At 34.9% G+C, this 12,186-nt stretch carries 14 protein-coding genes; 6 read left to right on the top strand and 8 right to left on the bottom strand.

All coding sequences use genetic code 11. The features are described from left to right. Positions 1 to 170 precede the first annotated feature (170 nt). Positions 171 to 323, top strand: a complete 153-nt coding sequence (locus tag ABX784_RS00765; RefSeq protein ID WP_372651427.1) for a hypothetical protein — start codon at positions 171 to 173, stop codon at positions 321 to 323. 18 nt (positions 324 to 341) lie between these two features. Here the strand turns inward: ABX784_RS00765 and ABX784_RS00760 are convergent, their stop codons facing one another. Together ABX784_RS00760 and ABX784_RS00755 are read right to left on the bottom strand one after the other, a co-directional pair. Next, positions 342 to 830: a hypothetical protein gene (locus tag ABX784_RS00760; RefSeq protein WP_372651425.1), complete on the bottom strand. Its 489-nt coding sequence runs from the start codon at positions 828 to 830 to the stop codon at positions 342 to 344. After that, positions 820 to 1,668 (bottom strand): endonuclease I family protein, encoded by an 849-nt coding sequence (locus ABX784_RS00755; RefSeq protein ID WP_372651423.1) that lies wholly within the window; start codon positions 1,666 to 1,668, stop codon positions 820 to 822. The genes ABX784_RS00760 and ABX784_RS00755 overlap by 11 nt, the downstream gene beginning before the upstream one ends. A gap of 157 nt (positions 1,669 to 1,825) precedes the next feature. Between ABX784_RS00755 and ABX784_RS00750 the strand changes: the two genes are divergently transcribed. After that, positions 1,826 to 2,839 carry a 3-oxoacyl-ACP synthase III family protein gene (locus ABX784_RS00750; protein WP_372651421.1) on the top strand — a complete coding sequence of 338 codons (1,014 nt, stop codon included), beginning with the start codon at positions 1,826 to 1,828 and terminating at the stop codon, positions 2,837 to 2,839. 41 nt (positions 2,840 to 2,880) lie between these two features. Here ABX784_RS00750 and ABX784_RS00745 read toward each other — a convergent pair whose 3' ends face one another. The 3 genes from ABX784_RS00745 to ABX784_RS00735 all read right to left on the bottom strand — a co-directional run bounded on the left by ABX784_RS00745 (position 2,881) and on the right by ABX784_RS00735 (position 5,387). Continuing rightward, positions 2,881 to 3,501 (bottom strand): hypothetical protein, encoded by a 621-nt coding sequence (locus ABX784_RS00745; protein WP_372651419.1) that lies wholly within the window; start codon positions 3,499 to 3,501, stop codon positions 2,881 to 2,883. Positions 3,502 to 3,647: 146 nt separating this feature from the next. Then, positions 3,648 to 4,685, bottom strand: a complete 1,038-nt coding sequence (locus ABX784_RS00740; protein WP_372651417.1) for an aldo/keto reductase — start codon at positions 4,683 to 4,685, stop codon at positions 3,648 to 3,650. Positions 4,686 to 4,691: 6 nt separating this feature from the next. Further along, positions 4,692 to 5,387 (bottom strand): VC0807 family protein, encoded by a 696-nt coding sequence (locus tag ABX784_RS00735; RefSeq protein WP_372651415.1) that lies wholly within the window; start codon positions 5,385 to 5,387, stop codon positions 4,692 to 4,694. Positions 5,388 to 5,502: 115 nt separating this feature from the next. Here ABX784_RS00735 and ABX784_RS00730 point away from each other — a divergent pair, with 115 nt between their 5' ends. Then, a complete protein-coding gene (locus tag ABX784_RS00730) occupies positions 5,503 to 6,777 on the top strand; it encodes a S8 family serine peptidase (RefSeq protein WP_372651413.1) in 1,275 nt (424 codons plus the stop codon). Positions 6,778 to 6,827: 50 nt separating this feature from the next. Here ABX784_RS00730 and ABX784_RS00725 read toward each other — a convergent pair whose 3' ends face one another. Continuing rightward, the gene (locus ABX784_RS00725) at positions 6,828 to 7,961 is read right to left on the bottom strand and encodes a hypothetical protein (RefSeq protein WP_372651411.1); all 1,134 of its coding nucleotides are present in this window, start codon (positions 7,959 to 7,961) and stop codon (positions 6,828 to 6,830) included. 46 nt (positions 7,962 to 8,007) lie between these two features. Between ABX784_RS00725 and ABX784_RS00720 the strand changes: the two genes are divergently transcribed. Further along, on the top strand, positions 8,008 to 8,439 hold the full coding sequence (locus ABX784_RS00720) for a group II truncated hemoglobin (RefSeq protein ID WP_372651409.1): 432 nt from the start codon (positions 8,008 to 8,010) through the stop codon (positions 8,437 to 8,439). Here the strand turns inward: ABX784_RS00720 and ABX784_RS00715 are convergent. Together ABX784_RS00715 and ABX784_RS00710 are read right to left on the bottom strand one after the other, a co-directional pair. Then, on the bottom strand, positions 8,436 to 8,888 hold the full coding sequence (locus tag ABX784_RS00715) for a DUF309 domain-containing protein (RefSeq protein WP_372651408.1): 453 nt from the start codon (positions 8,886 to 8,888) through the stop codon (positions 8,436 to 8,438). The genes ABX784_RS00720 and ABX784_RS00715 overlap by 4 nt on opposite strands. A gap of 2 nt (positions 8,889 to 8,890) precedes the next feature. Then, on the bottom strand, positions 8,891 to 9,661 hold the full coding sequence (locus ABX784_RS00710; RefSeq protein ID WP_372651406.1) for a 3'-5' exonuclease: 771 nt from the start codon (positions 9,659 to 9,661) through the stop codon (positions 8,891 to 8,893). 222 nt (positions 9,662 to 9,883) lie between these two features. Here ABX784_RS00710 and ABX784_RS00705 point away from each other — a divergent pair, with 222 nt between their 5' ends. Both ABX784_RS00705 and ABX784_RS00700 read left to right on the top strand, forming a co-directional pair. Beyond that, entirely contained in the window at positions 9,884 to 11,488 is a 1,605-nt protein-coding gene (locus tag ABX784_RS00705; protein WP_372651404.1) for a sensor histidine kinase, read from the top strand. Beyond that, positions 11,481 to 12,155, top strand: coding sequence for a response regulator transcription factor (locus tag ABX784_RS00700; protein ID WP_372651402.1), 675 nt, complete (start codon positions 11,481 to 11,483; stop codon positions 12,153 to 12,155). The genes ABX784_RS00705 and ABX784_RS00700 overlap by 8 nt, the downstream gene beginning before the upstream one ends. The last annotated feature ends 31 nt before the right edge of the window (positions 12,156 to 12,186 follow it).

The raw sequence follows: 12,186 nt of genomic DNA, 5'->3' as shown, positions 1-12,186 counted from the left end.
TTGCTAAAATTAGTATATTCAATTAGTTAACTACTTTTGTATAAGTGGTATTAATAGTTCTTACATTGACTTTAAGTATTACTACTGATATTCTAAATATCTTTGATTGAGTTATGTTCTACAGAACGAAAAGAACTCTCAAAGGAATAAGGTTCTAGCAAGGAGTGTTTATGAGCTTAAGAGAAAGAATGAGACTGGAAGAAATAGAAGGTGAATCATTACTAAGAAAACCACAATGGTTTGTTAAAGAAGAAGAAATTGAAGTTGAGTCAACTCAAGCGCCTGAAGAAGTATTAAGCGAAGACATAAAAGTTAAACTATAAATCTCTGAAGGTGTGACTCTATTTTAATTTAGATTTTACACAGTTTGTAAGCTTCTTATCATTCCATTGGTAAGAATCTTCACAAGCACTAAGTATATTCGCAGTATAAGACTCACAGCTCATTGAGCTTTTAAATCTCGGGTCTTTTCTTTTTTCCATACAGAAGAATTTAATATTTTGATCTACTTCAATCTTTTGCTCTTCTGGGTTTGTAGGAATAATTATCTTCTTTGGAGCTACAATTTTTTTAGGTGCAGTCTTCTTTCTCGGTTTGCTAGGAGAGTAGTAGCGTCTAGGTCTAGTGTTAGAAACCTTTCCCTTCTTTGTTCTTTCCCAGTTTTGGAGTCGAAGCTGTCTATATCTCTCTAAGGCATTCTCTCGTTCAATTTCTTCAAAGCTTCTGACTGTCTCTTTTGAGTATTGCTTTGGAGTATCCTTCATTTTTACGGAAGTACAAGCTGTAAGAGCTAAAGCAGAAACTAATATGGCAATATTTTTAAAAGTCATGGATAGTATTTATCAAGTCTGGTTGATCAATAAAAGGATTTCTATTATTTTGAAATTCATATATCTTTTGATTTCTAACTCTTTCTTCTTCATCAACAGGATCTTCTTGATTCCAGTTTCTTAAGTAGTTCTCTTGTAACTCACCAATTGGCATTTTAAATCTTACTGAAAAGTAAAACATTGCTCGCGCTACATTTCCTTTATGATTTGTTGGAGGCTCAAAGGCCGTGATATTCGTTCCAATTGCATTTCCTCTACTAGAGGCCGTACAGTTGTTATTGATTGCTCGACCATTAACCTCTGCAAATATGTTATTACTTCTTGAGCTATTTGCCCTATTGTTTACCGGGTATAGGTGATGAAGGTCTGTTTTTTGAAGAGATTTACTTAGGTTAGGGTTAAACTTACTTTGAGGCCAGGTGTGCTCACAGTTCATCACTGATGCTGAAGGTATTTTACCTGGGCCAATTCCTTGATTCTCTCCATAGTCTTTTTCGCAGTACAGATCTTTTACTGTATAGCTTCCTCTATAATCTCTCTTTAGATGTAAGTTTCCAAAAAGCTCAATGCGGGCTTCCTTATATGAAATTGTCCTTACCTGAGAGTAACAAATCTGATCTTTTTGACATTTTTCAGTAAGGAGATCTTTATTATCTGTTTTGATGTGAATGTAGCTTAATACTTTAAAAAGCTCTTCTTTAACTTCAGAAGAATTTAGCTCTCCGCTCTCAATACTTTCTATTAAAGAAGCAGGGTAGTAATCGTAGTCTTTTAAAAGAGCAAAAGAGTTGATACTAAATAAAAATGTCGAGCAAATAGCTATTCTAATTAAACTCATTATCCATCCTTGGATTAAAGGTTAAATTAAGTCTAACAAAGCTTTCTCTTATGGCCAAGAAATTATCGTATTTTTTTCTTACATTTCTTTCCATTTGCACTAATTCATTCAGCTGTTATCATTTAATGATCCGATATTTATAGAAAAAGGAATAGCTATGGCATTTAATAGTCGAATTACTGGTGTTGGTTCTTACGTTCCACCAAAAATTTATAAGAATAGTGATCTTGAAGAAATGATGGATACTTCTAATGAATGGATAATTCAAAGAACTGGTATAGAGCAAAGACATTGGGTTGATGAGAATACTTGTACTTCGGACCTTGCTCTTGAAGCTTCGAATATTGCTATTGCTGATGCAGGTCTACAGGCTTCAGATATTGATATGATCGTATTTGCAACACTAAGTCCTGATCACGACTTCCCTGGAACTGGATGTTTTCTACAAACGAAGTTAGGAATTCCTAACATTACTGTTTTTGACATTAGACAGCAGTGTACAGGTTTTTTATATGGTCTAAGTTTGGCTGATAAATTTGTGCAGTCTGGTGGACATAAGAACGTACTTGTTGTTGGAGCTGAAGTCCACTCTAAAGGGCTTGATAAAACTCCTGCTGGACGATCTGTGTCTGTTCTATTTGGTGATGGAGCCGGTGCAGTGGTTGTATCTAGAACTGAAGTAAAAGATAAGTCTAAAGATTCTCACATCATGACAACAAACCTCCATGCAGATGGAACATTTGCAAAAGAGTTATGGGTTCCTGCTCCTGGTACTGATGTTGGTGCAGATAGAATTAGTCACGCTCTTTTAGATGAAGGGCTACACTTTCCTGAGATGAATGGAAAAACTGTTTTTGTCCATGCCGTAAAGAGAATGGCCGAAACATTAACTCAATCATGTATTGAAATGGGTGTTAAGATTGAAGATATTGATCTCTTCCTATTTCACCAAGCTAATCTACGAATAAATTCAAAAGTGGCAGAAGTTCTAAACATTCCAGAAGAAAAAATATTTAATACTATTCAAAAATATGGAAATACGACTGCTGCTACGATTCCTCTTGGTATGCATGATGCCATTAAAGAAGGTAAATTGAAGGAAGGAATGTTAGTTGCTAGTGCCGCTTTTGGAAGTGGTTTTACTTGGGCCTCTAGTCTTTGGAGATACTAAGAAATTAGTGAACCTCTTCTTATGAAGAGGTTCTTGATCTTTTATAAGCTTTTTTCTTCTGCGTAATCAAATATATACTGTCTAAATTCTAGAATATTCTTGTGATTTAATAATGTAATGACATTATTAGTTGATGGGATAATGTCATAGATTAAGTTTTCCATTGAAAACTGAATTGTCTGCATCCCTATATAAAGATTTGTAAAAAAATCTATATCACCTTTTTGCCAATACTGAATTAGCTCTGCAACATCTTGATGGTTATCACAACAAGGACAACCTGGGCATAGACCTTTATTTTCAATAAAGCTTAAATGATACTGTGTTTGCTCAGCAATCATTCTCTCTCTATCTTCTGAGTCATCTGCAAATCTGTCAATCAGTGGAATTGCTACATCATTATTTTTCTTTATTGTGATTAATAATTCTTCGTAGAAAGTTGCATAGAGCGAAGTAAAGATACAATCTTCCATAAGGAAATAGAATAACTCTTCTTGTCCATTTGCTGAGGCCTTTAAGTTATCATAGGCCTTAAGTGCTAGAGTGTACGGAAAATCTGGACTACCTTCTAACTCGTGAAAATAAGTAGCAAGAGAAACCGGAGATGATTCAACTTCAGTATTCTTTTTTGAATCTTTAAAAAATCTTTCAATCATTGACATGTGTACTATCCTTGTTACGCATACAATAAACTTATTTTAGTTTATTTTTCGGAAATTATCCAAAAAATAAATAAATATTAAATAACCTATCGGGTATTATTAATCGTTTAATAGATTTTAATAATACTAGGCAATTCTATCTCCTGTTATGGTGCAGGGTTTGAGTAAATTTGATGTACTTGATTTATTTGATCAAGTGCTTCTGTACTTAACTCGTAGTTAATAGAATCAATATTCTCTTTTAATTGTTCCATATTAGTTGCACCAATTATATTAGAAGATAAAAATGATCTTGAGTTTACAAAAGATAGCGCTAAGGTTGCTAGAGATATACCAAGGTCTTTAGCTATTTTTGCATACATCTTTGTAGCTTCAACAGCTTGAACATTTGAATACCTACTATAGTGAGGCCATTTTGTTATCCTTGCACCTTCAGGCATCTGTCCATTTAGATACTTACCTGAGAGAACACCAAAACCTAGTGGTGAGTAGGCGAGTAGACCAACATTTTCTCTATGAGCTACTTCTGCTAAATTTACTTCATATGTTCTATTCAAAAGATTGTAAGGGTTTTGAATACTTTGCATTCTAGCAAAGCCTTGTTGTTCACTTAGCGAAAGGTACTTCATCACTCCCCACGAAGTTTCATTTGAAACACCAATTTCTCTAATCTTTCCGCTTTTCTTTAGTTCTGTAAGGGCTTCAAGAATCTCTTCAAGAGGAACAATGTCTTCTAAAGAGTCATGAGTATATTCTTTTTTACCAAAGAAGTTTGTATTTCTATCAGGCCAATGCAGTTGATACAAGTCAATATAGTCTGTTCTTAAGCGACTTAATGATCCTTCAAGTGCTGCAATAATATGTTCTTTCTTTAATCTAGGACCATTTCTTATATGTTTTACAAACTCACCGGGACCAACAACCTTAGAGGCCATAATAATTTTATCTCTTTGCTTTTGAAATAACTCCCACCTTCCTAGAATTTCTTCAGTCTTGTGAACAGTTCTTGGTTTTGGTGGAATAGGATACATCTCAGCAGTGTCATAAAAATTTACGCCTTGATCGAATGCATAGTTTAGCATTTCAAAAGCTTGAGAATCAGTATTCTGTTCACCATAGGTCATTGTCCCCATGCATATTAGACTAATATCTATTTCAGTACTTCCAAGCTTTTTAAACTTCATAATTTCCTATTGTTTTAAAATCGATTCTATTTCTAAGTCTGTATTTTTTTTAATTGTCATCACTAGATAAGCAATTATTAACCCAACCATTATTACCATTGGCACAGAAATCACTGGAAAGCTCAATGCAGTCATCTTCCCAAGGCTTTCATTAAATTCTACAGTTCCTGGTTCTCCAACTAGTATTTTAATTGCCAGTATATAATTTAAAACTGCAGAAACAAAGAAGGTCCCTCCTAGACAAAGTGAGGCAATCTTTAGATTCTTTTCAAATAGACCTGTATGACCATGATCTGCAAAAGATTTATCAATTAACTCAATATCAATCATCTGACCTAAAAAAGTTTTCACAAGAGGCTTACTCGTATACTGACTTATGATGACAGCAATACCCATAAAAAATGGAATTAGAGTTTCTTTTGCAACCATCCAATCTCTATTTAAATTGAATAAACCTATACCGCCTGTCATGATGACTGAGAACAAGCCTAGAGCTGAAAAGAAGTTCACTTTTTTCTGCTTGAAGTAGTCGTAAGCCCCATAACCAATAGGGAAACTAAGTGCGAGTACTAAACTATATACTTGTCCTAAATGTTCATCAGAGCTAAATTTTGTAAGAATAACTGATGGTATAATTACGTTTAAAGCAATATTTAAAAATGAGTTTTCTTGTTTCTTTTTTGGCGCAGTTTCAGCGTTCATTATATTCCCTTATTAAAGATGACAAAATCTTACAGCCTTTTTTTTGCCTTGTCAGATGATTTTGTGTCTGAAAAAGTATTAATACGGAAATTATTTAACTATCAAGGATGATGTTATGAAAAAATTAATCTTATCGTGCGCTCTTGCACTTTCAGTAAATACTGTTGCTCAAGATTTTAACGGGTACATAGTAAAGTTCAAAAAAGGTTCCAAGTTACTTGAGCAAAAAGCTTTTAAATCAATTGGTGATTTTGAAAAGTTAAATCTCTCTTTTGGAGATTTTGCAAAACTATCAAATGTTGATTTATCTAACAAAGCTATTTCAGAGTTAATGAATAACCCTGAGATTGAATATGTTGAGCCTAACTGGATTATTAAAGTTGACCCAGTAGATACTAATAAAGAAATCTTAGACCCTAAGTTCTCCCAACAGTGGGGACTAGTAAATGATGGTAAAAACTCTGGTGGTTGGTTCTCAAGAGGGAAGGCCGGTGAAGATGTTAATGCTGAAAAAGCATGGGACATTACTAAAGGTAGTAAAGATATAGTTGTTGCAGTAATTGATACTGGTATCGACTTTACTCACCCTGACCTTAAAGATCAGATGTGGACGAACGATGCTGAGTTAAATGGTATCGAAGGTGTTGATGATGATGGAAACGGATTTGTTGATGATATCTACGGATATGACTTTGCAAACAATGACGGTAATCCAACAGATGGTCACTCTCACGGTACTCACTGTGCAGGTGTAATTGGTGCTTCACATAACTCAATTGGTGTTAAAGGTGTAATGGCCAACGTAAAACTAATGGGAATTAAATTTCTAACTGATAGTGGTTCGGGTGAAACAATTGGTGCAATCAAGTCTGTAGAGTATGCTACTAAGATGGGTGCACATATAACTTCTAACTCTTGGGGTGGAGGAGAAAGATCTGAAGCTTTAAAAGAAGCTATTCAAGCTGCTCAAGATGCTGGTACAATGTTTGTAGCTGCTGCAGGAAACTCTAGAGCTGATAACGATGCAAGACCAACTTACCCAGCGAACTACAAGGTTGATGGAATTGTTACTGTTGGTGCAATGGACGGTAAAGGGAATAGATCTAGCTTTTCTAACTACGGAAAAACTAGTGTTCATGTATTTGCTCCAGGTTCAAATATCTTATCTACTGTAAAAAATGGTGGTTATAAGAAAATGTCTGGTACATCAATGGCAACACCATTTGTTTCTGGAGTTCTAGGTCTATTACTTGCTAATGAGCCAGGAATTTCAATTACAGAAGCTAAAGAAAGATTAATGGAGTCTACAGTTCTTAATAGCTCTCTAACTAAGTATTCTGCTGCTGGTAGAGTAGACGCGTTTAGAATGCTAACTAATGAAAGAAACTAGTTTCATTTAAATAACTGCAAATAATGAGGGAGGTCTTTGGCCTCCCTTTTTTATTTTATCTTTCTTAAAGATTGATGGATGATCCAAAGCATAGGATCTTTTTTGGTATAAATACCGTGTCCAAAGACAGTGAGAAATGAATTTGGAACCCTTGAGTTATCACCAAAATCTACTAATATATGCTCTCCGTACTTATGTAGTCTCTTTCTAAATTTTATATTTCTTCTTAGCATTGTTGAATCACGTCCTATACCAAGTATTAAATCAAGTTCTTCGTTAAGCTTTTGATCTTCTTTTACTGGGCTTTTAGAATCACTCCCAGCGACTGCCCACTGTTGTATGTAATCACCATTCTTAGTTGAGATAGAGCTCGTTAGCCCTCCTCCCATGGGAGTACTACCCCTGTGGTTAATAAAGTGTAGTAGAGTAGAGTTAGAAAAAGATTTATTATTCCAAGTGTAGCGAACAGGTGTTCCAAGGGTGACAAAATCAAACTTTCTTTTTTTACAGCTCGCTATGAGTCCTTCAAGTTCTTCATTAGAGATATCATTCTTTAGTAAAATTTCTTTTAACTGTGAAGAGACTATACTTTTACTTAGTAGCTGACTTAAAAGTGTAAATAGTTGACCTGCATGGGAGTGGCCATAGAGGAGTATGCGCTCATCTTGAGAAGTATTCATATGTATAGACTTCATTAAGTTTAAACTGCCGCGTAGTCTTGCTATATGGTGGTTAGACGATGACCATGTGAAGTTTTCAAAACGTGTCTCTTTTGGACAAATTTCTTTCAGTCTCTTGATTAAATTTGGATGAAAGTTTCCTAACTCTCTAGCAAAGAGATTGTTTCCAGTTTTTATTTGTGCTCTCAGTTTATCTATTATATTTCCAGCTAAACTAGGGAAGGCCCTTTCTAGAAATGAAAGTATATCAAAGGGGTCATCTCCAACAAAAGTTCCATGTATAAAGTAAATATGATCTATCTTCAATTTTGTTATATTTCGATTGATTTCTTTAGTATCAATATCTTCTATAGAAAATTTCTTGTAATGGTATGAACATTCTTTTGGTATCACAGAGCTATAGTCTTGCTCTATGCTCTTTGTTTTTTCTCCTATGCTCCATTGAAGGGCCATATAAAGCATGAAGAATATTTGTAAAATGGATACTAATATTAATAAGATCATGGCGCTAATTATAGCTAATATTCATGCATTGTGATAGAAGGGGAATATGTTTAAGAAAATCTTTCAATATATATTACCTAAAAAGCTAAAAGAAGAAGACATTACTCCTTATTTACTCGTTGGTGAAGAAAAGGGGATCGATAAGCTTGTAGAGAAGTTTTACTTTTATATGGACACTCTACCTGAGGCCAAAAAGTGTAGAGCACTCCATGGGAAAAGCTTAGAACCATCTAAAGCAAAACTTAAAATGTTTCTATCCGGTTGGTTTGGTGGCCCTTCTTTATATATCGAGAAATACGGTCATCCTAGAATGAGAGCACGTCATTTGCCATTTGAGATTTCAACTGTTGAAAGAGAGGAGTGGCTACTTTGTATGCGTAAGTCTATGGACGATCTAAAGCTGAATAAAGAGTTTGATGGTTACTTATGGAATAGCTTCACTAGTTTTGCTGAGCATATGAGAAATAAAGATCACTAGATTTCTATTTGAACAAACTCTTCATTCTTCCATTTTTCACATATCAAAATTAAACTACCCGGTTGAACTCCTGAGTCTATCTCAGTGCCCACAAGTGATTCGAAAAGCTCTATGGCCCTATCAAGGTGACCTTCAAATGATGGGATTGAATTAAGCCTATACTTTAGAGCACCAGCACTCATTTTTATTAGGCCCTTACAGAAGTCTGCTTCAGGACCTTTTCTATTGTGAGCATTCCAAATAGCTTCAAGGTAGACATGGGCTTCCCAGTAGTATTCATAATTAATGAGATCAATGGCAAAGAGGTAGTCAGTATTGCTTAGAGAGAGTTTGTCGGATGTTATTTCATCAAGACCAAAGCTGTGGCCGCCTTCTTTATTTGGATGTTTATTTTTTCCCGGAGTAAAAGCGTAGCTAGGAAAGCTACGCTTGGGTGCATATCTATGCATTCTTATTCAACATACCAATCAAAGTCATAGCCAAGCTTTCCTTCTTCAATAAGTATTCTATGAACACTTTTTGACCATTTCTTGTTTGAAGGATTCCATGAGAAGCGTGCTCTTGAAACTTTACTTTTTATCTTATTGAACTCATCTACATCTCTTTGATTTTTCCAGTTTGGAGCTTGTAGGTCTGCAACGACTTTAACTTTTGGAGAACTCGCAAGAGCTGCAATTCTATCAAAGTCATAATGAGCTGCAACTTTTAGCATCGATAGAACGTCAGTAACTGCTCTATGTGGAAATGGATTTATAAAACCATGTGCATGCTCGAGTGCTGAGAGTGAGTTTGCTATGATTCTCTTTGGGAACTCAATATCAGTCTTAGAGTCGATCCATTTCATTTCTGGGAATGGAACTCTAAATCTTTCAAATAGTGCTCTAAGCATAGGGATATCGTAGTTAGGTCCATTATGTGCCATAATGAAATCAGACTTTTTCATTATTAATGAAAGTCTTTCTAATCCCATTTTTATTTCTTCGCCCTTTAGACCATATTTAATTAACATGATGTCGTTAATACCAGTTAACTCTTCAATTTCATCAGAGATTGGTATTCTATCTTCTTCGTGAATTAACTCTGAATAGATTTGAATAGGTTGATTAAATTCAGTATCCCAAAGAACAGCACCAATTTCAGTAACTCTATCTTTCGCTAAATTAACCCCATTCTCAACAAGGTTTTCATTCATTCCTTCTAAATCAATTCCAAGAATTAGCATCTTTGTCCCTTTAATATAATGATAACAATGAGTTGTACTTATATCGGCCGTAACGCATCTTTACAAATGCCTTTTATGTTATAAGTCATAAATTTAACTATTTTTTATTGCTGACTATTATAAGGTTTTGAAATTATGCATTAATTATCCTAGTATAATGACAAAGAATTGACTGTTTACGGACAATTGTCTCACTTAACTAGATTAACTTATATACTGAAAATGAAATTATATTTAGTCCTCATATTTACAGCAATATCAATGGCCTTTGCTACAGGCTATGTATCTCTTCTTTTAAAGGGAACTTATACCTCTACGCCAGAAGACGAAGAGAATATTACTCGTCTTAAATTGAACTTTCAAAAGTCTGTGGCACCAAAATCAATTATAAACTTTAACTCTCTATATTACTCACCAGAGCAGTTTCAGCTCATTGACCCTATTTATACATTACCAGAGCCTGGTTCAGATAAAAGTGTTCAATATTTCTCTAGTCGTGGATGTTTCACTGGACTTAAGTCTCTATTGAGTAGAATGAACTTTGAGAAGGTTTGGGTTTGGGAAGAGTTTCGCTGTGGTAAGATATCAAATATTAATGACAGCTTTTTTAGAGAAGCTCCATATATGCATCCAAGTGGGAAAAGTTACGCTTATCTTGCATACCTCTTAAATAAAAATAACCAAAACAATAGAGAATGGGTTTTACAGAACCTTCCATATTTTCACGTGACAGAGCTTGCTCTGATTACTAAATCAATTGGGGATCTGGGTGGAAAGTTTTCTTTACTCGCAAAGCTAGATACTGACTCTCTTAGGAAAGTCGCTAGAGGTAGAGGAACAATTCTTACCGAAGAGTTCTTACTTGCCAGAATTACTTATCCATCATTTTTTTCAATATTAGAATATCGTTTTTATTCTAGAGAAGATCTAGAGGGATTTTTAAAAGATTCTCCGTATTTTCTCCATAATCATAAATTTGGTAGAAGTTGTTTTTATCAAGATGGTCAGCTGTGCTGGGAGTATCGAGTAGGACATATATTAACAATTGCCAATAAAGGAACAATAATATTCTTATTTGGACTTGTTTTAATATGTGTAATTGTAGTTCGTCTCTTAATCATTCGACTCCAAAATCAAAAGCATGAAGATGAAAAAAGAAGACTTGCCCTACGAATTTTAGGTCATGAGTTTAGAACTCCTATCACTAGTATGCTGCTCTTGATGGAGAAACTGAATAAGAAGTATGAGACAATGGATGATGATGTTCAGGAAACTTTTTTAAGGATGTCTAGTGAGGTCTATAGACTACAAAGGCTTACAGAAACATCAAGGCATTATCTAAAGGCAAATAAAGGTAAGAAGCTCATTCATCTCAACTGCGAAGAGATCACTTCAATGAATGACTTTGTTTATGAATTGGCATTACCATTTGTTGATGAGCACGGTGACGACTTAATTTTAAATCTACCTATAGAAGATAAGAGCGTAAGGTTAGATTCTTACTGGACACAGATAGTGCTAAAAAACCTAATTGGAAATGCATTCTTTCATGGAAAGCCTCCTGTTGAAGTTAGAGTTGAGTACTTAAAGGAAGCGGTAGAGGTTTGTATCATAGACCATGGAGAGTGCGAGTTTCAATCTTTCACAGAAATGTCTGAAGAGTTTGCAAAAGGAAATAAGAGTTCTGGAACAGGACTTGGTTTAAATATTGTAAAACAAGTTGTTAAAGAGATGGGGGGAGAAATTAGCTTCACTCCAAATCCTACAACTTTCCGTATAGTCTTAAAAAATAGACGCCCTCAGAAGGAGAAGGTCAGTCATGAGTAAATTGTTACTAGTAGAAGATGATGATAGTTTAGGATCTTCACTTAAGAGTTATTTAACAGGAGAGGGTCATGAGGTTGTGTGGGCACAGTCTTTGGCACAAGCAAGGGAATTAAAAAGTGATGAAGAGCTCATTATTCTAGACTGGATGTTACCTGATGGTCAGGGAGTCGATTTCTTAAAAGAAGTTAGAGAAAGTGACCTCAATAAACCAGTGATTATGCTTACAGCAAGAACAGACTTAATCGATAAGGTTATTGGTCTAGAGGCCGGTGCTAATGACTATATGACTAAGCCTTTTGAGCCAAGAGAGCTCATTGCACGTATTAGAGTACAGATTCGTGATCATGGTAAAAAAGACACTGAAACAAGTAGTGGTGTACTTACTCGTGGAGATTTAGTCATAAATCAAAATGAAAGAGAAATACGTTGGCACGGTGAAGTTACAGAGTTTACTAAGATGGAGTTTGATTTCCTTACTCTTCTTGCAGAAAGTCCAAACAGAGCATTCTCAAGAGAAGAGATTTTAAATAAAGTATGGGGGTATGAGAATTATCCTTCTACTAGAACTGTAGATACTCACGTACTTCAGATCAGACAAAAACTAAGTGATGAGCTGATAGAAACTGTACGTGGAATTGGTTATCGTTTCAGATTCAATGAGAATTAACTAAGAGTTAACATTGGTATGACACTTTATA

This window comes from Halobacteriovorax sp., assembly GCF_041587335.1.
Classification (GTDB): Bacteria; Bdellovibrionota; Bacteriovoracia; order Bacteriovoracales; family Bacteriovoracaceae; genus Halobacteriovorax.
This window is presented reverse-complemented; position numbering and strand designations above follow the sequence as displayed.